Source organism: Burkholderia sp. DN3021, from assembly GCF_049805555.1.
GTDB lineage: Bacteria > Pseudomonadota > Gammaproteobacteria > Burkholderiales > Burkholderiaceae > Burkholderia > Burkholderia pyrrocinia_C.
In genome coordinates, this window is the sequence record NZ_JBNCAB010000054.1 from 1 (window position 1) to 24,483 (window position 24,483).

Sequence of the window (24,483 nt, forward strand, 5' to 3'; positions counted from 1 at the left end):
GCCCGAGGCGGCCGGCCCGCGCGACGGCGTGGCCGGCGACGGCCCGCCGCTGCGTGTGCTGGTGGTCGGCGATTCCGCCGCCGCGGGCGTCGGCGTCGCGACGCAGCGCGACGCGCTGTCCGGGCAACTGGCGAGCGAACTGGCGGCCACGCACCGCGTGAGCTGGAAGCTGCTCGCGCGCACGGGCCTGACCACCCGGGATCTCGTCGATTGGCTCGCCGCCGAGCCGGCCGAGCCGTTCGACGTTGCCGTGACGTCGCTCGGCGTCAACGACGTGACGGGCGGCGTGCCGCCGGCCCGCTGGCAGGCGGCGCAGGCCGAACTCGTCCGGACGCTCGCCGCGCGCTTCCGGGTCGGGCACGTGATCCTGTCGGCAGTGCCGCCGATGGAACGCTTTCCGGCGCTGCCGCAGCCGCTCGCGTGGTATCTCGGACTGCGCGCGAAACGGCTCAACGCGGCGCTCGCCGGCTGGGCCGCCGCGCAGCCGCATTGCACGTTCCTGCGGGTCGCGCTGCCGCTCGAACGCCATCTGACGGCTGCGGACGGCTTCCACCCAAGCGAAGCGGCATGCGCCGTGTGGGCCGCACAGGTTGCTGCCGCCGTGCGGCAGCGGGCGGGCGCATGACACGGCACAGCGCTCGCGCGCCGGCCGTTTGCCTCGAAGCCGGACAGGCAGCCACGCGCGCACGGTGCGCGGTCCCGCGCAAATGCCGGCTTCCTTTGCGCATGCGCCGCGTCTCCCCGCGCATTTCGCCCAACGCGCCAGTACAAGCGGCGGCGCCATGCCAAAATAGCCGGTCGTCCTCGCGCCGCCTCGGCGCGCCATCCTTTAATTTCCTTCGCAGCCAGGAATTGCCATGTCGTCATTGCTCAGGATTGGTTTGATGGGTTTCGGTTTCGCCGGCGCGACGTTCCACGCGCCCGTGATCGCCACGAGCGGCCGCACTGAAGTCGCCGCGATCGCGACGGGCCAGCCCGATCGCGCACAGGCTGCGTATCCGGGCGCGCGCGTCGTGCCCGACCTCGACACGCTGCTCGGCCTCGACGACATCGAATGCGTGGTGATCGCCACGCCGAACGACACGCACTTCGCGCTCGCGCGCCAGGTGCTCGAAGCCGGCCGTCACGTGGTCGTCGACAAGCCCGTCACGCTCACCGCCGACGAAGCACTTGCGCTTGCGCGGCTCGCGAACGCGCGCAGCCGGCTGTTCGCTCCGTTCCACAACCGCCGCTGGGACGGCGATTTCCTCACCGTGCGCCGCATCGTCGAATCGGGCGAGCTCGGCCGGCTGACCTGCTTTGCGTCGCACTTCGACCGCTTCCGGCCGACGCCGCGCACGCGCTGGCGCGAGGAGCCCGAACGCGGCGGCGGCCTGCTGCTCGACCTCGGCCCGCACCTGATCGACCAGGCGCTTGCGCTGTTCGGCGTGCCGGAAACGGTGAGCGCGACCGTCAAGACGCGCCGCGACAACGGCACGGCGCCCGATTTCGTGCACCTGCTGCTCGGCTATCCGGACAAGGACATCGCGCTGCATGCGAGCGCGCTGGCGGCGATCGAGCCCGCGCGCTTCACGCTGCACGGCACGCGCGGCAGCTACCAGAAGTTCGGGCTCGACACGCAGGAAGACCAGCTCAAGGCCGGCCTCACCGCGGACGACGTCGAGTTCGGCGGCGGCAACCCGCCCGGCCTGTTGCGCGTGCTCGACGGCGAAGTCGAAGTCGAGCGCCCGGTGCCGACGCTCGACGGCCAGTACGCGGAGTTCTACCGCGCGCTCGCCGCGTCGATCCGCGACGGCGCGCCGTTCCCCGTCACCGCGCAGGACGCCGTCGACGTGATGACGATCATCGAGCTCGCCGCGCAAAGCGAGCACGACGGCCGCCGGCTGCCGTTCGTGCGCCGCACGGTCTGACACCGCGCGCCGGCCGGTTGCGGCCGGCACGCGTGTGCCGGAGCAACCGGAACATTCGGTTACAAATGCCGGGGGAACGAAAGTCAGCGGTAGACCTGTCTGACGCGTTTCTCAAAAAAGTCGATCCGACACCAATCCGTCAGGAGAATGTTGATGCAACGGTTGATTCGCGCGGCGGCATGCTGCGTGCTGGTTTCCTCGCTCGCGGCCTGTGTCGTGCAGCCGCAGCGGCCTGCCCGGCAGGCGCCCCCGCCGCGGCCGAATCCGCAGGTCGTCGCGAACGAGCGCATGCAGGAGGTCCAGGGCCGGATCGACAACCTGCACCGCCGCATCGATGCGCGCGTGAACGGCGGCTACTACCCGCCGCCGTATGGCGCGCAGCTTCACCACCGCCTCGACGTGATCCGCCAGGAAGCGAACGACATGGCCGCGCAGCACAGCGGCGGCCTGTCCGGCGACGAGCAGCGCGTGCTGAACCAGGAACTCGACACGGCCGCGCGCGCGATCGGCGAGTAACGCGCCGGCGCCCGCCGGAGTGGAAAAAAGCGGCGGCACGGGTTGCCGCCGCTTGTCGCGAAGCGACATTCTTTTGCTCAAATTGACAAGGTCCAACCGCTCGCGTACAGTCGCCCGCACGCGTCGGGAGAGCGTGTGACCGCGTTGCTGAAACGCCGGTCGCGCCGCCGAAGGGGCACACCCGCAAACTCTCAGGCAAAAGGACCGACCGCGTCGGGGAATCCCGTCCGCGCATTGCGCGGGCCGCACTCCCCGCACTCTGGAGAGCGGCAGTAGCCCGCTGCGCACATGCTGCGCGGGCAAGCTGCCCACCGAAGGGGCGCGCGCTCGCCGGGCTTTGCCCGCAGTGCAATCTCTCAGGTATCGAGGACAGAGGGGCATGTACCGGATCGCTCGCAGCCCGTCGGCCGCGGCGGTCGGCACATGGCCGTTCTGATCCGCGCGCAAGCGCCTTGCCTGAGGCCTCGATGACTGCACTGAATCACACCCCGCTCAACGCCGCGCACCGCGCGCTCAATGCCCGCATGGTCGACTTCGGCGGCTGGGACATGCCCGTCAACTACGGCTCGCAGATCGAAGAACACGAAGCCGTGCGTACCGACGCCGGCATGTTCGACGTGTCGCACATGTGCGTCGTCGATTTCACCGGCAGCCGCGTGCGCGCGTTCTTCGAGCACGCGATCGCGAACAACGTCGGCAAGCTCAAGACGCCCGGCAAGGCGCTCTACTCGTGCCTGCTCAATCCGCAGGGCGGCGTCATCGACGACCTGATCGTCTATTACTTCACCGAAGAATTCTTCCGCGTCGTCGTCAACGCCGGCACCGCCGAGAAAGACATCGCGTGGTTCAACAAGCTCAACGAACAAGGCGGCTACGGCCTCACGATCGCGCCGCGCCGCGATTTCGCGATCGTCGCCGTACAGGGCCCGAACGCCCGCGAAAAGGTCTGGACGACCGTGCCCGCCGCGCGCGCCGCGACGAGCGAGCTGAAGCCGTTCAACGCCGCGCAGGTCGCCGGCACGCCGTTCGGCGATCTCACCGTCGCGCGCACCGGCTATACCGGTGAAGACGGCTTCGAGGTGATCGTCCCGGCCGTGCATGTCGAAGCGCTGTGGAACGCACTGCAGCAAAACGGCGTGCGCCCGTGCGGGCTCGGCGCGCGCGACACGCTGCGCCTCGAGGCCGGCATGAACCTGTACGGCCAGGACATGGACGACACCGTGTCGCCGCTCGACGCGGGCCTCGCGTGGACGGTCGACCTCACCGCACCGCGCGACTTCGTCGGCCGCGCCGCGCTCGAGCGCGACGGCACGCGCGCCGCGTTCGTCGGCCTGATCCTGCAGAAGGAAAACGGCAAGGCGGGCGGCGTGCTGCGCGCGCACCAGAAGGTCGTCACGCCGCACGGCGAAGGCGAGATCACGAGCGGCACGTTCTCGCCGTCGATGCAGGAATCGATCGCGTTCGCGCGCGTGCCGACGGCCGTCCAGGTCGGCGACACGATCCAGGTGCAAATTCGCGACAAGAATCTTCCCGCGCGCGTGGTAAAACTGCCGTTCGTGCGCAACGGCAAGGTCCTCGCTGCGTAACGGCCGGGGGGCCTCCTCCCGGGAAGCCGGGAGATGGCGCCCGGCGCAAACCACATCCGGCGCGCCCCGGCGGCGCGCCAGCAGAACGAATCACACCCTTTTATCCAGGAGCATCCGATGAGCAACGTCCCGGCCGATCTGAAATACACCGAAGAACACGAGTGGATCCGCACCGAGGCAGACGGCACGCTGACGGTCGGCATCACCGATCACGCGCAGAGCACGCTCGGCGACATCGTCTTCCTCGAACTGCCCGAAGTCGGCAAGTCGGTGACCGCGGGCGACGCGGTCGGCGTCGTCGAATCGGTGAAGGCGGCATCCGACATCTACTCGCCGGTGTCCGGCGAGATCGTCGAAGTCAATGGCGCGATCGTCGACGCGCCGGATCAGGTCAACGGCGACGCGTACGCAAGCTGGCTCTTCAAGATCAAGCTCGCGGCCGGCGCATCGACCGACAAGCTGATCGACGCTGCCGCCTACACCAAGCTGATCGACTAATTTCCTTACCCGAACCGCGCGGGGCCGGCCAGCCGCCCGTCCCGCGCGGGACCAGAGTCACGCCATGAAGCTCGAACACCCGGACCGCCTGATGAACCGCACGCCCCTCTCGCTCGCCGCGCTCGAAACGCACGACGCGTTCGCCGAACGCCATATCGGCCCCGACGCCGCCAGCCAGCAGGCCATGCTCGACACGCTCGGCTTTGCGTCGCGCGCCGCCCTGATGGACGCCGTGATCCCGGCCTCGATCCGCCGCGCCGAAACGCTGCCGCTCGGCCCGTTCGCGCAGCCGAAGAGCGAGGCCGAAGCCCTCGCCGCGCTGCGGGTTCTCGCGGACAAGAACCAGGTGTTCCGCTCATATATCGGCCAGGGTTACCACGACACGCACACGCCGGCGGTGATCCTGCGCAACGTGCTCGAAAACCCGGCGTGGTACACGGCCTACACGCCGTACCAGCCCGAAATTTCCCAGGGCCGCCTCGAGGCGCTCCTGAACTTCCAGCAGATGGTGACCGACCTCACGGGCCTCGCGATCTCGAACGCGTCGCTGCTCGACGAGGCCACCGCCGCGGCCGAAGCGATGACGCTGCTGCAGCGCACCGGCAAGCCGAAGTCGAACGTGTTCTACGTCGCCGACGACGTGCTGCCGCAGACGCTCGAAGTGATCCGCACGCGCGCGCTGCCGATCGGCATCGAGATCAAGACGGGCCCGGCCGCCGACGCCGCGCAGGCGAACGCGTTCGGCGTGCTGCTGCAATACCCGGGCGTGAACGGCGACGTGCGCGACTACCGCGCACTCACGGAAGCGATCCACGCGGCCGGCGGCCACGTGGTCGTCGCGGCCGACCTGCTCGCGCTCACCGTGCTGACGCCGCCCGGCGAATGGGGCGCGGACGTCGCGATCGGCAACACGCAGCGCTTCGGCGTGCCGATGGGCTTCGGCGGCCCGCACGCCGCGTATCTCGCGGTGCGCGACGAATTCAAGCGCCAGATGCCGGGCCGCCTCGTCGGCGTGACGGTCGACGCGCAAGGCAAGCCCGCGCTGCGCCTCGCGCTGCAGACGCGCGAACAGCACATCCGCCGCGAGAAGGCGACGTCGAACGTGTGTACCGCGCAGGCGCTGCTCGCGATCATGGCCAGCATGTACGCGGTCTATCACGGCCCGCACGGGCTGAAGACGATCGCGCTGCGCGTGAACCGCATCGCGGCGCTGTTCGCCGCCGGCGTGAAGCAGCTCGGCTTCGCGACCGTCAACGACACGTTCTTCGACACGCTGACGATCGACACCGGCGCGCGCACCGCGCAGGTTCACGAATTCGCGAAGGGCAAGCGCATCAACCTGCGCCGCGTGAGCGACACGCAAGTCGGCGTATCGGTCGACGAAACGACGACGCGCGACGACCTCGCCGATCTGCTCGACGTGTTCGCGCAGGCCGCGGGCGGCACCGCGCCGGCCGTCGACGCGCTGGACGCAGGCCTCGCCGGCGTCGCCGCGCTGCCGGCCGGCCTCGAGCGCACGAGCGCGTACCTGACGCACCACGTGTTCAACCGCCACCATTCCGAAACCGAAATGCTGCGCTACCTGCGCAGCCTGTCGGACAAGGATCTCGCGCTCGACCGCTCGATGATCCCGCTCGGCTCGTGCACGATGAAGCTGAACGCGACGTCGGAAATGCTGCCCGTCACGTGGCCCGAGTTCGGCGGCATCCACCCGTTCGCGCCGGCCGACCAGACCGTCGGCTACCGCGAGATGATCGACCAGCTCGAGCAGATGCTCGTCGCGGCCACCGGCTACGCGGCCGTGTCGCTGCAGCCGAACGCGGGCTCGCAGGGCGAGTACGCGGGCCTGCTGATCATCCACGCCTACCACGCATCGCGCGGCGAAGCCCACCGCGACGTGTGCCTGATCCCGGCGTCCGCGCACGGCACGAACCCGGCGTCCGCGCACATGGCCGGCATGAAGGTCGTGGTCGTCGCCTGCGACGCGCAGGGCAACGTCGACATCGCCGACCTGCAGGCGAAGGCCGAGCAGCACTCGAAGGACCTCGCGGCGATCATGATCACGTATCCGTCGACGCACGGCGTGTTCGAGCAGAACGTCCGCGAGATCTGCGAGATCGTCCATGCGCACGGCGGCCAGGTGTACGTCGACGGCGCGAACATGAACGCGATGGTCGGCCTGACCGCGCCGGGCCAGTTCGGCGGCGACGTGTCGCACCTGAACCTGCACAAGACCTTCTGCATCCCGCACGGCGGCGGCGGCCCGGGCGTCGGCCCGGTCGCGGTCGGCGCGCACCTCGCGAAGTTCCTGCCGAACCAGCGTTCGACCGGCTACGCGCGCGATGAAAACGGCATCGGCGCGGTGTCGGCCGCCCCGTACGGCTCGGCGTCGATCCTGCCGATCTCGTGGATGTACATCGCGATGATGGGCGCGAAGAACCTGACCGCCGCGACGGAAACCGCGATCCTCAACGCGAACTACATCGCGAAGCGCCTCGCGCCGCACTACCCGGTGCTGTACTCGGGCCCGGGCGGGCTGGTCGCGCACGAATGCATTCTCGATCTGCGTCCGATCAAGGATTCGAGCGGCATCAGCGTCGACGACGTCGCGAAGCGCCTGATGGACTACGGCTTCCACGCGCCGACGATGAGCTTCCCGGTGCCGGGCACGCTGATGGTCGAGCCGACCGAATCGGAATCGCAGGAAGAACTCGACCGCTTCATCGCCGCGATGATCGCGATCCGCGAGGAAATCCGCGCGGTCGAGGAAGGCCGCGCCGACCGCGAGGACAACCCGCTGCGTCACGCACCGCACACGGCGGCCGTCGTCACCGCGAACGAATGGCCGCACGCGTACTCGCGCGAGCAGGCTGCATACCCGGTCGCGTCGCTCGGCACGAACAAGTACTGGCCGCCGGTCGGCCGTGCGGACAACGCGTACGGCGACCGCAACCTGTTCTGCTCGTGCGTGCCGATGTCGGAGTACGCATAACGCGCGCCAGGCCCCGAGCCGTCCGATGGTGATCGCACCGCACGCAACTCCGTGTTGCGTGCGGTTTTTGCGTTCGCCGCTCGAACCGGTGCGCGTTCGTCCGCCAATCCGGCTAACATCACACGCGATCCAGCCAATGAAGGAGTTCCGCATGGTGCGTCCGATGTTTCCGGGCCATGGTGCAACGCAGAGTCGGCCGCGCGCGCGCCGGTTCGTGCCGATGCTCGTCGCGTCGCTGTCGTTCGCTGCCGCCGGCCTCGGCGCGTCCGGCAGCGCGCGCGCGGCGATGAATTTCTGCGCGGCGCCGGCACTGCAGGCGAGCGAGACGACCCAGGCCGAGCCGGGCGTGCAGGCGCTGATCCGCAGCGTCGACGCGCGTATCGGCGAGCAGCCGAAGGCGATGCCGCGCGTGCACACCGAGGGCACGCTGCCGCACGAAGGCATCTACGACCAGAGCGCCGCCGCGCTGAAGGACATGGACCTGATGCGCGATGCGGCGCTCGCGTGGCGCGTGACGAACGCGCCGCGCTACCTGCAGCTCGTCGACCGCTTCCTGTCCGCGTGGGTCGCGACCTACCAGCCGAGCTTCAACCCGATCGACGAGACGCGCTTCGAAAGCCTGATCATCGCGTACGACATGACCGCGAGCGCGCTGCCGGTGAAGACCCGCAACGCGACGGCCGCGTTCATCGCGAAGCTCGGCGCCGGCTATGTCGCGCAGATCGACGCGCAGAAGCGCCCGCTCACCGGCACCTGGCGCAACAACTGGCAGAGCCACCGGATCAAGCTGATCGCACTGTCCGCGTTCACGCTCGGCGACCGCAGGATGATGAACGCCGCGCAGCGGCTGTTCGTCGAGCATCTCGCCGACAACATCGGCCCGGACGGCAAGACGTGGGATTTCGAGGAACGCGATGCGCTGCATTACGCGGTGTACGACCTGCAGCCGCTGGTGACGGCCGCGCTCGCCGCGCGCCGCTTCAACCGCAACTGGCTGCGCGAGCGCGGCGCGAACGGCGCGACGCTCGAGGCCGCGCTCGACTGGCTCGTGCCGTACGCGCTCGGCGAGAAAACCCACGAGGAATTCGTGAATTCGCCGGTGCCGTTCGACGCGAAGCGCCGCGAGGCCGGCCTGCCGGGCTACACGGGGCAGTGGGACCCGAAAAACGCCACCGAACTCTTTCATCTGGCCGCGCGGCTGGACGGGCGCTACGCCCGCGTCGCGCAGCAGCTTTCCCCGACGCCGCCCGCATGGCTCGCCGCGTGCCTGCCATTGCAGGCGCGCTAGCACTACTCTTAAAGCAAGGCAGGTATCGAAATGGCAGTCAGCGTGTTTGACCTCTTCAAGATCGGCATCGGTCCGTCCAGTTCGCATACGGTCGGACCGATGCGCGCGGCGCTGATGTTCGTCCAGGGCCTCGAGCGCGACGGGCAGCTCGATGCGACGGCCCACGTGAAGGTCGAGCTGTACGGCTCGCTCGGCGCCACCGGCAAGGGCCACGGCACCGACCGTGGCGTGATGCTCGGCCTGCTCGGCGACGCGCCCGACACCGTCGATCCCGACACGATCGACGCGCGGCTGGAAGAGGTCCGCAAGTCGAAGAAGCTCGCGCTGCTCGGCACGCATCCGGTGCCGTTCGTGCTGAAGGAGAACATCGCGTTCTACCGCCAGGCGCTGCCCGAGCATCCGAACGGGATGAAGCTGCGCGCGTCCGACGCGAACGGCGCGGTGCTGGTCGAGCGCACCTACCTGTCGGTCGGCGGCGGCTTCGTCGTGACGGCCGGTGCGCCGAACACGAAGGTGCTGAGCGCGGCCGAGCAGATGACGCACCCGTTCCGCACCGGCGCGGAGCTGCTCGCGCTGACCGAATCGACCGGCAAGTCGATCGCGCAGCTGATGTGGGAAAACGAGCGCGCGTGGCACACCGAGGAAGAAACGCGCGACGGGCTGCTGAAGATCTGGGCCGTGATGCAGTCGTGCGTGTCGCGCGGCTGCGGGATCGGCAACCCCGATGCCGACGGCAACCTGCCCGGCCCGTTCCAGGTCAAGCGCCGCGCGCCGCAGCTGTACCGCACGCTGACGGGCAGCCCGGAGCGCGCGCTGCAGGATCCGCTGTCGATGATCGACTGGATCAACCTGTACGCGATCGCGGTCAACGAGGAAAACGCGGCCGGCGGCCGTGTCGTCACCGCGCCGACCAACGGCGCGGCCGGCATCATCCCGGCCGTGCTGCACTACTACACGCGCTTCACGCCCGGCGCGAACGAGCAAGGCGTGATCGACTTCCTGCTGACGGCCGCCGCGATCGGCATTCTTTACAAGCTCAACGCGTCGATCTCGGGCGCGGAAGTCGGCTGCCAGGGCGAAGTGGGCGTCGCCTGCTCGATGGCGGCGGGTGCGCTCGCGGCCGTGCTCGGCGGCACGCCGCAGCAGGTCGAGAACGCGGCCGAGATCGGCATGGAGCACAACCTCGGCCTCACCTGCGACCCGGTCGGCGGGATGGTGCAGATCCCGTGCATCGAACGCAACGCGATGGCGTCGGTGAAGGCCGTCAACGCGGCGCGCATGGCGCTGCGCGGCGACGGCTCGCACTACGTGTCGCTCGACTCGGTGATCAAGACGATGCGCGAGACGGGCGCCGACATGAAGACGAAGTACAAGGAAACGTCGCGCGGCGGGCTGGCGGTGAACATCGTCGAGTGTTGAGGCAGGACCCGACGGTAACGCGGGGCGAATCGATATCCCGCATTACCGTCGAACGCAGCCAACGCACTAATCGTTCAGCCAGTTTTCCATCCGCAGCCCCGGATAGCTCGCAAAATCCCGCTCGTTGTTGGTCACGAGGACGACATCGAGCGATACGGCATGAGCCGCGATCAGTTTGTCGAGATGATCCTTCTTCCGCTCGCGGGTTGCTTCACGGACAGGACCGTACGCTTGCGCAGCCGCGACGTCGAACGGCGCAACGGGAATATCGTCGATCAGCGCGGCAAGATTGCGGCGCTCCCGTGCAGGACTCGCACACACGGCGACGCCGTACTCGAGTTCGGCATACGTGATCGCCGACATCACGACGTCCCCTGTGTAGCATTGCGCGAATCGTCTTGCGACCTGCTCCGGCTGATTCTTCATCAGATAGATGCACATGTTGGTGTCGAGCATATAGCGCGGCATCACAGACCCTCGCGCTCAGCCTGCTCCTGATCGCCGCGTCCTTCGGACATGAAATCCGGCCCGAATTTCGCGAACTTCTCGAGCACTCGGGTCAGAGGCCGCCGCGTAGGCCGAATACGGATTTCGTCACCCACTCTCTCGATTTCCAGTTCGATATCGCTGCGCTCATAGGCAAGGTCCGCTGGAATCCGTACGGCCTGCGAGTTGCCGTTCCGAAATACCCTGGTGGTATGCATGTCGATCTCCCATCCGGATGTACGTCGGATGTACTTTAGGTCATTTCTGATCTCTTGTAAATCCATGTGTGTACATGATGATCCGCTCGGCAGAGGTGTGCTCAATGGGGTCGTGCCTCGATCCGTAAGCAGAACATTTGCACGTCCATCTTTCCCCTCCCGTCATGATGTTCCTCCGGTGCTCGAGGGCTTGATTCAGCCCCGTTCCGACACTTGGTGAATTGCATCGAGCACCGAGCCCGGGGCCATGCATCACGGCCACTGCCGCCGCGCACGCAATACGCGGAGAATCTCCACGATGTTGTCGGCCGGCCGGATCCGATACACGAGCACGTAGTTCGGCGCGACCACCAGCTCGCGCGTGCCCGCCACGCGCCCTTGCCGATACAGCTCGGCGCGCGCGGGCAACGCCGCGGCCCGCTTCTCCAACCGCTCGTCCAGCTCGAGCGCGGCCAGCGGGTCGTCCTGGCCGATGTAGTCCATGATCGCGGCGCGGTCCTCGCACGCCTTCGGATGCCAATGCAGCGCGAGGGTCAAGCAGCATTACCCCGCTTGCCCGCGATCCGTTGACGCAGCGCGGCACGGCGCGACGCAAACTCTGCGCTGACCTCGGCATCGGGAATCGACGGGCGCGGATCGTCCAGCGCCTGCTGCACCTGCTCGCGAAACCAGCGGTCGTGGACAGCCGCTTCATGGGCCGCTTTCAGCGCGGCCGCACGATCGGGCCGGGTCGCCCGGCCGGCTGCATCCGGGTCGAAATCCGACGCGTCCACATCGAACCGGCTGATGCCGATCTCGCGCAGAAACCCGACCAGCGTTTCAAAACGGCGGAACACGCGCACGTCGCCGCGCTTGGCTGCCAGGAGCCGTTCGCTCGCGCCGCAGCGGGCCGAAACGGCCCAGCCGTTGCCGTAGCCGATCACACGCGCGGCGCGCACGGCGCCGGCCTCGACGAGCTGGACGAGCGTCTTTTGATCGATCGTTTCGGTTGTCATGGTGGATTCTCGATTCCGTTCGTCATTCCGGGAAATTTTACTATTGAATGGCATCCCATTTTATTATTACTTGGTAGACGCGACATCGACGATCGAGAGCTGTATTCGTCTCGACATTCGTAGCCCTCACTTTTCCCTGTCGGGCGATCACGCACAAGCTGGCCTTTCGGCCAACCGCAACCGGCGAACGCGGGCGACGCGCCGTCCGAATCACTCCGTGTTCCGACACTTTTCACCGCCCCGCCGACAGGCGTAAGCTGTACGTCCCGCTACCCAGGGAGACGGCAGCCCATGTCGCATTCCAAGGATCTCGAGCCGCGCGCCACCACCGGTGCGCGACTGCTCGTCGATGCGTTGCTCGCCAATCACGTCGAACGCGTGTTCTGCGTGCCGGGCGAGAGTTTCCTCGCCGTACTCGATGCGCTGGCGGACGACACCGCGCGCATCCAGACGGTCGTCTGCCGCCACGAGGCGGCCGCCGCGAACATGGCCGAGGCCGTCGGCAAGCTGACCGGCCGCCCCGGCATCGCGTTCGTCACGCGCGGGCCCGGCGCGACGCATGCGTCGATCGGCGTGCACACCGCGTTTCAGGATTCGACGCCGATGATCCTGTTCGTCGGCCAGTGCGCGCGCGAGCACCTCGACCGCGAAGCCTTCCAGGAAATCGACTACCGTCGGATGTTCGGCCAGATGGCGAAATGGGTCGCGCAGATCGACGATCCGCGCCGCATCCCCGAATACCTGAGCCATGCGTTCCACGTCGCGATGTCGGGCCGGCCCGGCCCGGTCGTGCTCGCGCTGCCGGAAGACGTGCTGTCCGAAGCATGCGCGCCGCAGCCGGTCGTGCCGGCCGCGAAACGCGTCGCCGCCGCGCCGTCGGCCGCGCAGATCGACGAGCTGCGCGAGCGGCTCGCGCGCGCGGAACGGCCGCTCGCGATCGTCGGCGGCAGCGGCTGGACGCCCGACGCGTGCGCGAACCTGCGCAGCTTCGTCGAGCGCTGGCAACTGCCGGTCGCGTGCGCGTTCCGCTACCAGGACACGATCGACAACGCGCACCCGAACTACGCGGGCGACGTCGGGCTCGGGATCAATCCGGCGCTCGCGAAACGCATCCGCGACGCCGACCTGCTGCTCGTGATCGGGCCGCGCCTCGGCGAAGCGACGACCGGCGGCTACACGCTGCTCGACATCCCGAAGACGCGCCAGACGCTGATCCACGTGCACCAGGGCGCGGACGAGCTCGGCCGCGTGTATGCGGCCGACCTGCCGATCGTGTCGGGAATGCCCGAGATCGCCGCGCCGCTCGCCGCGCTCGAACCGCCCGAGCGCCCTGCGTGGGCCAGCACGGCCGCCGACGCGCATCGCGCGTACCGCGAATGGCATGCGCCGCTGCCGATGCCCGGCGACGTCCAGCTCGGCGACGTGATGGTGCAGTTGCGCGAGCGCCTGCCGCACGACGCGATCCTGACCAACGGCGCCGGCAACTATGCGATCTGGCTGCATCGCCACTTCGCGTACCGGCACTTCCGCTCGCAGCTCGCGCCGACGAGCGGCGCGATGGGCTACGGCATCCCGGCCGCGCTCGCCGCGAAATCGCTGTACCCGTCGCGGGCCGTCGTCGCGCTCGCGGGCGACGGCTGCTTCATGATGGCCGGCAACGAGCTCGCGACCGCGATGCAGTACGGGCTGAACATCGTCGCGATCGTCGTCAACAACGGGCATTTCGGCACGATCCGCATGCATCAGGAGCGCAACTACCCGGGCCGCGTGCACGGCACGGGGCTCACGAATCCCGATTTCGCCGCATATGCGCGCGCGTTCGGCGCCCACGGCGAGACGGTCGAGCGCACCGCCGATTTCGCGCCCGCGCTCGAGCGCGCGCTGACCTGCGGGCTGCCTGCGCTGATCGAGATCCGCATCCCGCAGGACGCCAGCACGCCGGCCGCTACACTAGAACAGATCCGCGAGCAGGGCCGCCGCGCACGCGGCGGATGACGGTGGAAACGCGCACAGCGCCGCGCGGCGGCGCGCTGTCGCACGACGACGCGCTCGTGCTTCCCGGCACGCTGCTCGCGCCGGACGGCACGCTCGTCGCGCCGTACGACATCGAGCACGGCGATGCCCGCGCCGTCGGCCACGTGCCGGCCGCGGCCGCGCTCGGCCTGCTGCACGCCGCGCACCGGCCGTTCCGGCTCGACTACGACGGCGCACGGCATGTGCACGTGATCAACGGGATGGGCGTCACGCTCGGCGATTCGGTGATCGGGCTGACCGCGCTCGCCGCACTGCGCGCGGCGCACGCGGGCCTGCGTTTCACGCTGTACCGGCCGGCCCGCACGCCGCGCTATGTCGACGCGCTGTATGCGCTCGCGGCCAACGTCGTCGCTCCATCGCGCACGCTGCCGTGCCCCGTCGACGCGCTGCCGGCGGACGCGCCGTGCATCGACGTCGGCAATCACCTGTACTGGCCCGCGTTCGCGCGGCTGCCAATGATCGATTTCTTCCTCGACGCGCTCGGCGCCGACCCGGCCGCCGTGCCGGCCGCCGCGAAGCGCAACCGCTGGCTCGCGCGGCTGCCGCTGCCCGCGCTGCCGGCCGCATGGCAGCGGCCGTACGTGCTGTTCTGCCCGAATGCGAGCACCGCGGTGCGCAGCGTGCCGCCCGCGCTGCGCGCGGCGTTCGTGGAACGGCTCGCGCAACGCTACGGGCTGCCGGTGGCCGGGTTCGGCCCCGTCGCGCATCCGGCCTACACCGACGTGAGCGGCGACGCTGCCGATACCGCGCGCTTCATCGCATGGATCAAGGGTGCAAGCCTGTTGTTCGCGCCCGACACGGCCGCGCTGCATCTCGCCGACGGTTTCGACGTGCCGACGCTCGCGTGTTTCACGACGATCGGGCCGGCGCTGCGCGTGCGCGACTATCCGCATTGCGTGCCGGTCGAACTCGACGTGCCGGCCGAATTGCACGGGCTGCATCGCAGCGAGCGGCCGGCCGATCTCGCGGCGGTCGAGGCCGCGTATCGCGCGATCGACTGGGATGCGCTCGCGTGGCCGGCGCCGCGCGAAGCGGCGGCGATCACCGGATAAGAAAACAGCACGCGGCAGCCAGCCGGAACGCCGTCGTCACCCCGCCGCGACCATCGCCGCGCGATCGCGCAGCGTCTCCGACGGCCGCTTGCCGAACAGCCTTCGATAATCGGTCGCGAACTGGCTGAGATGCCAGAAGCCCCACGCCTCCGCGACGTCCTGCACCGAGCCGGCCGCGCGGCCGCACAGGTCGCGCCGCGCGCCGTTCAGCCGCAGCGTGCGCAGATAGGTCGCGGGCGCCATCCCGAGCACGTCCTGGAAGCAGTATTGCAGCGTGCGCCGGCTCACGTGCAGCTGTTCGCACAGCTCGGGCACCCCGACCGGGCGCGTGCGGTGCGCAAGCACGTAGTCGCGCGCCTGCTCGACGATCCAGCGACGCGTCGACGGCGCGCGGCCGGCGCCGTCGTCGGCCGGTTGCGCACACGCATCGAACAGCGCGGCCAGCACCTCGGCCTGCAGCTCGTCGCGCTGCGCATCGGGCAGCGGGCCGGCCACGGCCACCGCGCCGTCGAGCCGGCGGCCGAGCAGCGCGCACAGGCGCGCGAGCCGCGCATCGCCGACCTGCATCACGCGCTGCGTGAACAGCCGCTCGTCGAGCGCGCAGCGTTCGACCTCCTCCGCATAGCGGCGCAGCACCTCGCCGCGCACGACGACGCCGTAGATCGAGAACTGCGCGGGCGTCAGCAGTTCGAATTCGACGTTGCCGGGCCGGAACGCGAGCGCGCCGGGCCCGATCCGGCATGCATCGACGCGTGCCGCGCCGTCGCACACGAGCGGGATGCCGAACCAGTACGCATCGCCGCGCACCTCGCATGCCTGGCGCAGCAGATGGCTGGTCGATTCGCGAAACAGCTTCATCGTGTCGAGCGGCAGCTCGGTCAGCGTGCCGACGAAGCGGCCGGCCGCGAGCTGGTCGTAGGTCTGCCGCCAGCCGATCAGGTTGCGCGCCTGCTCGTCCGCGTCGTGCGCGACGCTGACGACCGCCTGCCCGGCCAGCGCGTCGTCGCCTTGCGCGTTGCGACGCGTGTCTTCGGCCGTCGGTTCTTCGATACTCGCCACGTGTTGATCCATCGTGTTCTCCCTCGCCTGCCCGGAACCCCACCTGTCACGCAAGTCCCGTGCCGAACCGCGTGGCCCGGCGCACAACCCGTCATTTCACGCTGTCCGGCCGTTGTGCGCGATACGGGCGCACCCGAAGGCGGCGTGCCGCGCACGCCGCCGGTGCGATCCGCGCTGCGACCGCGCATATCCGCTGCCGTCGCCACCGGCTAACGAATACCGGCTACCCGGCCGGTTTCAGCCGCACGACCCGCGTGCCGCAGTTGCCGTACGCCTGCGCGACCGCCAGATCGACGATCGCGCTGCCGGTCGGCCAGGGCGCCGCTTCCGCTTCGGGCAAATCTGCGCGCAGCGTCGCGCGGCCGTTGATCCGGTATCGGATGCCGCGCACGAAATCGACGAACAGCAACCCGACCCCGCTGCCGTCGCACGCTGTCGCGTCGATCCGGCCATCGCCGTGTGCGGGCAACACGAACCGCAGCGTCTTCGTGTCGATCACGCGGACGACGGGCAGCAGGTCGCCGTTCGCGTCGCGCAAGCTCTGCACGATGTCGCAGGTCACGGGTGCGCGTCCCCCGCATGCAGTGCCGACGAACATGAACGGCTGCGTTTCGACGAACTGCCGCACGCCGATGCTCACGCGCGTCGTGACGGCGTCGCTCATCCGCTCGGCTTCGTCCGCCACGCCGAAGCGGTGCTGTGCGTCGAGTTCGCCCGCGTGGAATACGGGGTGGCGCGGAAAGGATCGGGGAAGGTCTGCCATGCCGGTTTTCGTTACACGCATCGGCGCACCGGGCCGCAGCGAACACGCGGCTGCCGGTATCTTTTCCGGCGCTGGCCGCGACGGTGCGAGGCCTGCGCCGGGTGTCGGATGTCGAAGTCGAAAATGGCGAAGTGCCGGCTGACCGGATGACAGGCAGTCAGCACATCGCACCCGCGTGTGCGCCGCTCGACGGTCGGGCAAACATCGCCCGGCCGTCGAACGTTCTACGCAGCCCGCGCATCGCGCGTGTTACCGCCGAACACCGGCAACCGTACGGCCGGCGCTGCTTTGCCGACCGGCCGGCCCCGGCGCTTCGCCATTGCCTTGACGATCAGGTCAGAAGAACCCGAGCGCCTCGGCCTGGTAGCTGACCAGCAGGCACTTCGTCTGCTGATAGTTCGACAACGCCATCTTGTGCGTCTCGCGGCCGATCCCCGACTGCTTGTAGCCGCCGAACGCCGCGTGCGCCGGGTACAGGTGGTAGCAGTTGGTCCATACGCGGCCGGCCTCGATCTCACGGCCCATCCGGTACGCACGCGTGCCGTCGCGCGTCCACACGCCCGCGCCGAGCCCGTAGAACGTGTCGTTCGCGAGTTCGATCGCTTCCTGCTCGTCCTTGAACGTCATCACCGACGCGACCGGCCCGAAGATCTCTTCCTGGAACACGCGCATCTTGTTGTTGCCGAGCAGCATCGTCGGCTTCACGTAGTAGCCCGTGCCGAGTTCGGCAGCCGGCGCCGTGCGTTCGCCGCCCGTCAGGCATTGCGCACCTTCGCCGCGGCCGATGTCGATGTACGACAGGATCTTGTCGAGCTGCTGCTGCGACGCCTGCGCGCCGATCATCGTCTGCAGGTCGAGCGGGTGGCCGGACTTGATGCGCTCGACGCGCGCGACGGCCTTCTCGATGAAGCGTTCGTAGATCGACTCCTGGATCAGGATGCGCGACGGGCACGTACACACTTCGCCCTGGTTCAGCGCGAACATCGCGAGCCCTTCGAGCGCCTTGTCGAGGAACGCGTCTTCCCGATCGAGCACGTCGGCAAAGAAGATGTTCGGGCTCTTGCCGCCCAGCTCGACCGTCGACGGGATCAGGCTCTCGGCCGCCGCGCGCAGGATGTGCTTGCCGACCGGCGTCGAGCCCGTGAACGCGATCTTCGCGATCCGCTTGCTGGTCGCGAGCGCTTCGCCCGCTTCCTTGCCGAAGCCGTTCACGATGTTGATCGTGCCGGCCGGGAACAGGTCGCCGATCAGTTCCATCAGCACGAGCACCGACGCAGGCGTCTGCTCGGCCGGCTTCATCACGACGCAGCAGCCGGCCGCGAGCGCCGGCGCGAGCTTCCACGCGGCCATCAGCAGCGGGAAGTTCCACGGGATGATCTGTCCGACGACGCCGAGCGGCTCGTGGAAGTGGTACGCGACGGTGTTGTCGTCGATTTCGGAGATGCCGCCTTCCTGTGCGCGGATACAGCCCGCGAAGTAGCGGAAGTGGTCGACCGCGAGCGGCAGGTCGGCCGCCATCGTCTCGCGCAGCGGCTTGCCGTTGTCGATCGTCTCGGCCACGGCCAGCAGCTTCAGGTTCTTTTCCATCCGGTCGGCGGCGGCGAGCAGCAGGTTCGCGCGCTCGGCCACGGACGTCTTGCCCCACTTGCGGCGCGCGGCATGCGCGGCGTCCAGCGCCAGCTCGATATCGTCGGCGCCCGAGCGCGGAATGCGGCAGAACGGCTGGCCGTTGATCGGCGACACGTTCTCGAAATACTCGCCCTTCACCGGCGCCACCCACTTGCCGCCGATGTAGTTGTCGTACTGCTGACGGTACGGGTATTCGACGTCGAGGCCCAGTTGTTTCAGATCAAACGGGTTCATACATGTCTCCTGTTCATCGTGCTTGTGTGAATGCAGCGCCGGTTGGATCGCGCTGCATCGGTTTACGCAACATGCGTGCCAAACGGACGGGAGCGGAACGAAAGCACGACGACCACGGCCGGCCCGCGTGCGCGCCGTGCGGTGTTCACGCACGCAGCACGGCGGGTGTGCCGATTCGGAACACCGCGACTGCGCAGCGGCGTGGCCGGTGTTCGGAATTTCCACAGCGGCTGTGCCGGACGGCACGGACATGCAGACTGCGACGCGTGGCATGTCGCTTGCGTGCGAATCGCGCATCCCGTCCATACGCAGCGGCGTTCGCGCCGACCGACACCATGAGCGACTCCGGCCCCCTGACCGACGACGCCGTCGCGTTCATCCGCGAGCAGGTGTTCGTGATCGTCGCGACCGCCGACGCGGCGGGCGACAGCGACTGCTCGTACCGCGGCCGCCAGCCGCGCGCCGACGGCGCGTTCGAGCCGCTCGTCGACATCCCCGACCGCCGCACGCTCGTGCTGCCCGACTTCGCAGGCAACAACCTGTTCAACACGATCGGCAACCTGCTCGTGAATCCGGCCATCGCGCTGCTGTTCGTCGATTTCATGCGCCAGACGACCTGGCTCGTGCGGGGCCGCGCGACGATCGACGAGGATGCGGAAAGCCGCGCGCATCTGTGGCCCGACGCGCGGCGTTATGTGGTGATCGAGGTGGAGCACGCGCAGGCGCGCGCGGATGCGGCGCTGCCGCCGCTCGTGCTGGCGTGATGCGTTTGGCGGATCGTCAGCGTGCGGATGCGCTCATGACGAAATGCGCCGGCGCTCCGGCTGCCATTACCTGAACGCCCATGCTCGACGACGCAACGCTCAACGCCCGTGCGTCTCCGCACAAGCCGGTTCGATCCGGCTGCGCGCCGGCGCGTCGGCTGGCGCATGCCCGTCCGCGTCGTCGCCCGCTTCAGCCGCCGGCCGCCCGCCGAGAAACACGAACACCACCACCGCGCACAGCACCGTGACGACGGCCAGCCCGGTCAGCAGCCGATCAAACGCGTGCGTATAACTCGCAAGCAGCGCCGCGTGACCGACACCCGGCAACGCAGCAGCCGCACCCGCGAGGTCGCCGGTCGCGAGCCGCGCGGCCGCACGCAGCGTCGCGTCGGGCGTGCCGGCGGCACCGGCCGCCTGCCGCAGCCCCGTCTGCGCGAGCGCGGCCAGCACCGCGCCGACGATCGCAAGCGCGATCCCCTCGCCGGCCACGCGCGTCGTGCTGAAGATCCCCGTCGCCATCCCCGCGCGCTCCTTCGGCACGACGCTCACCGACAGCCCGTCCATCAGCCCCCACGGCATCCCGGCGCCAACCCCGATCGCCAGCATCGGCGCAATCGCCGCCGTCCCCGCGCCGCCGCGCAGCGCGACACCCAGCCACATCAGCCCGCCCGCCGCGACCACCAGCCCGAGCGCCGAGATCACGCCGGCCGACAGCCAGCGCGTGAGCGTCGCCGCGGCGAACGGCACGACGAGCATCGGCGCGGAGATCGCGAGCATCAGCCAGCCGGCGTCGATCTCGCTGAAGCCGTCGATGCCGATGAAGCGCAGCGGCAGCACGACGAGCAGCACGATGTAGCAGCAGCAGGTCGACACCGGCAGCACCTGCACGCCGACGAAGCGCGCGATGCGGAACAGCGACAGGTCGAGCATCGGCCGCGCGACGCGCGTCTCGATCGTCACGAACGCGCATGCGCCGAGCGCCGCGCCGGCCAGCAGCACGATCACGAGCGCGCTCGTCCAGCCGCGCGCGGGCGCCTCGATCACGCCGAACGTGAACAGCGTCAGCGCGGCGGTGAACGCGGCCGTACCGGGCCAGTCGAGCCCGGTCGCATGCGGGTCGCGCGACTCGCGCATGCGCGGCAGCCCGAATGCGAGCGACAGCACGCCGGCCACCGCGCTCGTGACGAAGATCGCGCGCCAGCCGTAGTGCCCGATCAGGCCGCCGGCCAGCACGGGCCCGAACGCGAGCCCGATGCCGAAGGTCGTGCCGAGCAGGCTGAACGCGCGCGTGCGCGCCGCGCCGTCGAACTCCTGCGCGAGCGCGGCCGTGCCGCCCGCGAGCGCCGCGGCCGCCGCGAGCCCTTGCGCGGCGCGCAGCAGGTCGACCGCGAGCATCGACGGCGCGAACGCGAGCGCAACCGACATCAGCGTGAAACCGCCGACGCCGATCGCGAACAGCCGCTTGCGGCCGAACTGGTCGGCCAGCGCGCCGGCCGCCATCAGGAAACTGCCGAACGCGAGCATGAACGCGTTGGTGATCCAGTTCATCGCGACCGTGCCGCCATGCAGGTCGCGGCCGATCGCCGGCGTCGCGACCGCGCCGCCCGAAAACGACAGCGGCAACGCGACGGCGGCCATGCAGACGGCGGCCAGCACCCACGCGCGCCGCCGCGCCGAAACCGCCGATATGGCTGAAAACGGATGATCCATCATCGCTCCTCGAAAAGCCGGCGCGGATGCGCCGCCAGAGCGACAGAAGATAAATCCGATTCAATCCGTGAAAAACCACGCGAAGTTCCACATATAACGGACTAAAATTCCGCAATTCACTTGCCGCGCCCGTCGGCGCATGCACTTCGATTCGATGGAAAACCTGACCGGCATCGTCGCCTTCGTCCGCACCGCCGAAGCGCTGAGCTTCGTCGCGGCCGGTCGCGCGCTCGGCATCTCGGCGTCGGCGGTCGGCAAGACGATCGCGAAACTCGAGCAGTCGCTCGGCGTGCGCCTGTTCAACCGCACGACGCGGCGCGTCACGCTGACCGAAGAGGGGCGGCACTTCTACGAACGCTGCCAGCGGATCCTCGAGGATTTCCGCGATGCGGAAGCGACCGTGACGGCATCGGCGCAGCGCCCGCGCGGCAAGCTGCGCGTGAGCCTGCCGGTGATCGGCTACCGCTTCCTGCTGCCGGTGCTGCCCGAGTTCCGGCAGCGCTATCCGGACGTCGAGCTCGATCTCGACTTCAACGACCGGATGGTCGACGTCGTCGAAGGCGGCTTCGACGCGGTGATCCGCAGCGGCCCGCTGTCGGATTCGAGCCTGATGTCGCGGCGGCTCGGCCCGTTCGCATTCGTGCTGTGCGCGACGTCCGCGTATCTCGCGCAGGCAGGCACGCCGCACACGCCGCGCGATCTCGAAGCGCACGAATGCGTGCGCTACTGCTTCCCGACCACCGGCAAGCTGCAGGACTGGGCGCTCGCGGCCGACGACGGCACGCCGCTGAAGCTGCGCACCGCGATGACCTGCAACAACATGGAAGCGCTGCGCGGCACCGTGCTCGCGGGGCTCGGCATCGGCTACATGCCCGATTTCCTCGCGCGCGACGCGCTCGAACGCGGCGAGCTCGTGACCGTGCTCGACGACTACCGGATCGCGCCGGGGCAGTTCTCGATCGTGTGGCCGTCGAGCCGGCAGTTGTCGCCGAAGCTGCGCGTGTTCGTCGATTTCCTGTGCGAGCGGCTGTTCAGGTAGCCGCCCGGCACGCAGTCGCGCAGCGCGCCGTCACGTTGCCCCGATCCGCTCCGCTTGCGCCGGCGGCAGCAGCGCGTCGCTGTCGTCCTTCAGCCCGACGCCCGTCAGCCCGAGCCTGCGCGCATGCGTCATCAAGTAATGGAGCTTGTGCGCGGCGGCCGCGTGCGGCAGCCCTTCGGGCCGCACGTTCGAGATGCAGTTGCGCAGCGCGTCGTGGCAGCCGACCTTCGGCGCCCACGTCAGATACACGCCGAGGCTGTCGGGCGAGCTGAGCCCCGGCCGTTCGCCGATCAGCATCGCGACGACCTTCGCGCGCAACAGCTCGCCGATCTCGTCGCCGAGCGCGACGCGCGCCTGCTTCGCGACCACCACCGGGCCGATCCGCCAGCCGTCCGCGTCGAGCCTTGGCCGCACGGCCTGCAGCAGCGGCAGCGCCTGCTTCGCGGCCGCGAACGCCGACAGCCCGTCGCCGACCACGAACACGACATCGGGCGCATCGTCGAGCGCCGCGCCGTAACCGGCGAGCAGCCCGCGGCTGTCATCGGAAAGCTTGCGGCCGAGATCGGGCCGGCGCAGATAGTGGTCGCGGTCCGGCGCGGCGCTCTGCACGCCGAGCGTCGGCAGCAGGCCGGCCGCCTCGATCTCGCGCCGCAGCGCATCGGCGTCGAGCGGCTGGTGCACGGCGTCGCGCGCCTGCGCATGCGACAGGTTGAAGGCCAGCAGCGGCGCGGTCGGCAGGCTGTTGCCCGCGCGGCCGAGCGCGATTCGCGCGTTCGTGAACGACTTCAGCTGGCCCCACGGATTCTTTTCGACGGCATCGCTCATGCTGACAACCCCATCCAGTCGTTCGCGCCGGCCAGAAGCGGCACGCGGGCCGTCGCAGCGCGCAACGCGCCGTGCGCATCGGCGATCTCCATCGTCTCCAGCCACTCCTCGAACTCCGGCGCGCGGCGCAGGCCGAGCACCTCGCGCACGTAGAGCTGGTCGTGGAACGACGTGCTCTGGTAGTTCAGCATCACGTCGTCCGCGCCCGGAATCCCCATGATGAAGTTGATGCCGGCCGCACCGAGCAGCGTCAGCAAGGTATCCATGTCGTCCTGGTCGGCTTCCGCGTGGTTCGTGTAGCAGATGTCGCAGCCCATCGGCACGCCGAGCAGCTTGCCGCAGAAGTGATCCTCGAGCCCCGCGCGGATGATCTGCTTGCCGTCGTACAGGTATTCGGGCCCGATGAAACCGACCACCGTGTTCACGAGGAACGGCTCGAACTTGCGCGCAACGGCATACGCGCGCACTTCGCAGGTCTGCTGGTCAACGCCGTGATGCGCGTTCGCCGACAACGCGCTGCCCTGGCCCGTCTCGAAGTACATGAGATTGTTGCCGACGGTGCCGCGCTTCAGCGACAACGCGGCCTCGCGCGCCTCGCCGAGCAGCGCGAGCGAGATCCCGAAGCTCGCGTTCGCCTTCTCGGTACCCGCGATCGACTGGAACACGAGATCGACCGGCGCGCCCTTCTCGATCGCCGCGATCGTGTTGGTCACGTGCGTGAGCACGCACGACTGCGTCGGCACGCCGTAGCGTTCGCGGAACCCGTCGATCATCGCCAGCAGCTTCACGATCGCCGCGAGGCTGTCGGTCGCCGGGTTGATGCCGATCATCGCGTCGCCGCAGCCGTACATCAGCCCGTCGAGCATCGACGCGGCGATCCCCTTTACGTCGTCGGTCGGGTGGTTCGGCTGCAGCCGCACCGACATCCGGCCGGCCAGCCCGACCGTGTTGCGAAAGCGCGTGACCACGCGGCGCTTGCGCGCGGCCGCGATCAGGTCCTGGTTACGCATCAGCTTCGACACGGCCGCGACCATCTCGGGCGTGAGGCCCGGCGCGATCCGTTCGAGCGCCGCGCCGTCGGCCGCGGGCGACAGCAGCCAGTTGCGGAAATCGCCGACGGTGAGATGCGAGATGTCCGCGAACGCGGCAGCGTCGTGATCGTCGACGATCAGGCGCGTGACCTCGTCGTCTTCATACGGGATCACCGCTTCGTTCAGGAACGCCTTCAGCGGCACGCCCGCGAGCGCGATCTTCGCGGCGACGCGCTCCTCCTCGCTCGCCGCCGCGACGCCGGCGAGCTGGTCGCCGGAACGCAGCGGGCTCGCCTTCGCGAGTAGCGTCTTCAGGTCCGCGAAGCGGTACGTGCGCGGACCGATCGTCTCCGTATAGGACATCGTGCGAGTCTCCTTCCTTGCCAAAAGCCGACGGCGCGCCCGTTCGACGGGGCGCGCCGGATGCCGTCAGGA

22 protein-coding genes and 2 riboswitches are annotated in these 24,483 nt (G+C 69.2%); of the genes, 12 read left to right on the top strand and 10 right to left on the bottom strand.

Annotated elements, in window-relative coordinates:
* The 8 genes from ACPUER_RS24035 to ACPUER_RS24070 form a co-directional block, all read left to right on the top strand.
* Nucleotides 1-625: SGNH/GDSL hydrolase family protein (locus tag ACPUER_RS24035; protein WP_425132313.1), on the top strand; the 625-nt coding region annotated here is incomplete at its 5' end.
* A gap of 232 nt (nucleotides 626-857) precedes the next feature.
* Nucleotides 858-1,910, top strand: coding sequence for an oxidoreductase (locus ACPUER_RS24040; protein WP_425132314.1), 1,053 nt, complete (start codon nucleotides 858-860; stop codon nucleotides 1,908-1,910).
* 153 nt (nucleotides 1,911-2,063) lie between these two features.
* A complete protein-coding gene (locus ACPUER_RS24045) occupies nucleotides 2,064-2,426 on the top strand; it encodes a hypothetical protein (RefSeq protein WP_347064609.1) in 363 nt (120 codons plus the stop codon).
* Nucleotides 2,427-2,540: 114 nt separating this feature from the next.
* A riboswitch (glycine riboswitch) is annotated at nucleotides 2,541-2,643 on the top strand.
* 32 nt (nucleotides 2,644-2,675) lie between these two features.
* A riboswitch (glycine riboswitch) is annotated at nucleotides 2,676-2,809 on the top strand.
* An 84-nt stretch (nucleotides 2,810-2,893) separates the two neighbouring features.
* Nucleotides 2,894-4,012 carry a glycine cleavage system aminomethyltransferase GcvT gene (gene gcvT / locus ACPUER_RS24050; protein ID WP_425132315.1) on the top strand — a complete coding sequence of 373 codons (1,119 nt, stop codon included), beginning with the start codon at nucleotides 2,894-2,896 and terminating at the stop codon, nucleotides 4,010-4,012.
* Nucleotides 4,013-4,129: 117 nt separating this feature from the next.
* On the top strand, nucleotides 4,130-4,510 hold the full coding sequence (gene gcvH / locus ACPUER_RS24055; RefSeq protein WP_175962709.1) for a glycine cleavage system protein GcvH: 381 nt from the start codon (nucleotides 4,130-4,132) through the stop codon (nucleotides 4,508-4,510).
* A gap of 64 nt (nucleotides 4,511-4,574) precedes the next feature.
* Nucleotides 4,575-7,502 carry an aminomethyl-transferring glycine dehydrogenase gene (gene gcvP, locus ACPUER_RS24060; protein WP_175962708.1) on the top strand — a complete coding sequence of 976 codons (2,928 nt, stop codon included), beginning with the start codon at nucleotides 4,575-4,577 and terminating at the stop codon, nucleotides 7,500-7,502.
* A gap of 151 nt (nucleotides 7,503-7,653) precedes the next feature.
* Nucleotides 7,654-8,790 (top strand): alginate lyase family protein, encoded by a 1,137-nt coding sequence (locus ACPUER_RS24065; protein ID WP_425132316.1) that lies wholly within the window; start codon nucleotides 7,654-7,656, stop codon nucleotides 8,788-8,790.
* Between the two features lie 30 nt (nucleotides 8,791-8,820).
* The gene (locus tag ACPUER_RS24070; RefSeq protein ID WP_072445307.1) at nucleotides 8,821-10,209 is read left to right on the top strand and encodes an L-serine ammonia-lyase; all 1,389 of its coding nucleotides are present in this window, start codon (nucleotides 8,821-8,823) and stop codon (nucleotides 10,207-10,209) included.
* A 66-nt stretch (nucleotides 10,210-10,275) separates the two neighbouring features.
* Here ACPUER_RS24070 and ACPUER_RS24075 read toward each other — a convergent pair whose 3' ends face one another.
* The 4 genes from ACPUER_RS24075 to ACPUER_RS24090 form a co-directional block, all read right to left on the bottom strand.
* Nucleotides 10,276-10,677, bottom strand: coding sequence for a type II toxin-antitoxin system VapC family toxin (locus tag ACPUER_RS24075; protein ID WP_310139354.1), 402 nt, complete (start codon nucleotides 10,675-10,677; stop codon nucleotides 10,276-10,278).
* Entirely contained in the window at nucleotides 10,677-10,913 is a 237-nt protein-coding gene (gene vapB, locus ACPUER_RS24080) for a type II toxin-antitoxin system VapB family antitoxin (protein WP_072445316.1), read from the bottom strand. Before vapB ends, ACPUER_RS24075 begins: the two co-directional genes overlap by 1 nt.
* Before the next feature lie 252 nt (nucleotides 10,914-11,165).
* Complete coding sequence (locus ACPUER_RS24085; protein ID WP_175962704.1) at nucleotides 11,166-11,450, bottom strand: type II toxin-antitoxin system RelE/ParE family toxin; 285 nt, start codon at nucleotides 11,448-11,450, stop codon at nucleotides 11,166-11,168.
* Nucleotides 11,447-11,908 carry a hypothetical protein gene (locus ACPUER_RS24090; protein ID WP_175962703.1) on the bottom strand — a complete coding sequence of 154 codons (462 nt, stop codon included), beginning with the start codon at nucleotides 11,906-11,908 and terminating at the stop codon, nucleotides 11,447-11,449. Before ACPUER_RS24090 ends, ACPUER_RS24085 begins: the two co-directional genes overlap by 4 nt.
* 291 nt (nucleotides 11,909-12,199) lie before the next feature.
* Between ACPUER_RS24090 and ACPUER_RS24095 the strand changes: the two genes are divergently transcribed.
* Together ACPUER_RS24095 and ACPUER_RS24100 are read left to right on the top strand one after the other, a co-directional pair.
* The gene (locus ACPUER_RS24095) at nucleotides 12,200-13,903 is read left to right on the top strand and encodes a thiamine pyrophosphate-binding protein (protein WP_425132317.1); all 1,704 of its coding nucleotides are present in this window, start codon (nucleotides 12,200-12,202) and stop codon (nucleotides 13,901-13,903) included.
* On the top strand, nucleotides 13,900-14,994 hold the full coding sequence (locus ACPUER_RS24100) for an ADP-heptose--LPS heptosyltransferase (RefSeq protein WP_425132318.1): 1,095 nt from the start codon (nucleotides 13,900-13,902) through the stop codon (nucleotides 14,992-14,994). The genes ACPUER_RS24095 and ACPUER_RS24100 overlap by 4 nt, the downstream gene beginning before the upstream one ends.
* A 36-nt stretch (nucleotides 14,995-15,030) precedes the next feature.
* Here the strand turns inward: ACPUER_RS24100 and ACPUER_RS24105 are convergent, their stop codons facing one another.
* The 3 genes from ACPUER_RS24105 to exaC all read right to left on the bottom strand — a co-directional run bounded on the left by ACPUER_RS24105 (nucleotide 15,031) and on the right by exaC (nucleotide 18,679).
* A complete protein-coding gene (locus tag ACPUER_RS24105; protein WP_310139338.1) occupies nucleotides 15,031-16,065 on the bottom strand; it encodes a helix-turn-helix domain-containing protein in 1,035 nt (344 codons plus the stop codon).
* Between the two features lie 211 nt (nucleotides 16,066-16,276).
* Nucleotides 16,277-16,816: a hypothetical protein gene (locus ACPUER_RS24110; RefSeq protein ID WP_425132319.1), complete on the bottom strand. Its 540-nt coding sequence runs from the start codon at nucleotides 16,814-16,816 to the stop codon at nucleotides 16,277-16,279.
* 336 nt (nucleotides 16,817-17,152) lie between these two features.
* Nucleotides 17,153-18,679 carry an acetaldehyde dehydrogenase ExaC gene (exaC, locus tag ACPUER_RS24115; RefSeq protein WP_175962698.1) on the bottom strand — a complete coding sequence of 509 codons (1,527 nt, stop codon included), beginning with the start codon at nucleotides 18,677-18,679 and terminating at the stop codon, nucleotides 17,153-17,155.
* A 335-nt stretch (nucleotides 18,680-19,014) separates the two neighbouring features.
* Here exaC and ACPUER_RS24120 point away from each other — a divergent pair, with 335 nt between their 5' ends.
* Nucleotides 19,015-19,443, top strand: coding sequence for a pyridoxamine 5'-phosphate oxidase family protein (locus ACPUER_RS24120; RefSeq protein ID WP_175962697.1), 429 nt, complete (start codon nucleotides 19,015-19,017; stop codon nucleotides 19,441-19,443).
* Between the two features lie 99 nt (nucleotides 19,444-19,542).
* Here the strand turns inward: ACPUER_RS24120 and ACPUER_RS24125 are convergent, their stop codons facing one another.
* Nucleotides 19,543-21,153: an MFS transporter gene (locus ACPUER_RS24125; RefSeq protein WP_425132320.1), complete on the bottom strand. Its 1,611-nt coding sequence runs from the start codon at nucleotides 21,151-21,153 to the stop codon at nucleotides 19,543-19,545.
* 154 nt (nucleotides 21,154-21,307) lie between these two features.
* Between ACPUER_RS24125 and ACPUER_RS24130 the strand changes: the two genes are divergently transcribed.
* Nucleotides 21,308-22,192, top strand: coding sequence for a LysR family transcriptional regulator (locus ACPUER_RS24130; protein ID WP_425132332.1), 885 nt, complete (start codon nucleotides 21,308-21,310; stop codon nucleotides 22,190-22,192).
* A gap of 30 nt (nucleotides 22,193-22,222) precedes the next feature.
* Here ACPUER_RS24130 and eutC read toward each other — a convergent pair whose 3' ends face one another.
* The gene (gene eutC, locus ACPUER_RS24135; RefSeq protein WP_425132321.1) at nucleotides 22,223-23,017 is read right to left on the bottom strand and encodes an ethanolamine ammonia-lyase subunit EutC; all 795 of its coding nucleotides are present in this window, start codon (nucleotides 23,015-23,017) and stop codon (nucleotides 22,223-22,225) included.
* On the bottom strand, nucleotides 23,014-24,411 hold the full coding sequence (locus ACPUER_RS24140) for an ethanolamine ammonia-lyase subunit EutB (protein WP_425132322.1): 1,398 nt from the start codon (nucleotides 24,409-24,411) through the stop codon (nucleotides 23,014-23,016). The genes eutC and ACPUER_RS24140 overlap by 4 nt, the downstream gene beginning before the upstream one ends.
* Between the last annotated feature and the right edge of the window lie 72 nt (nucleotides 24,412-24,483).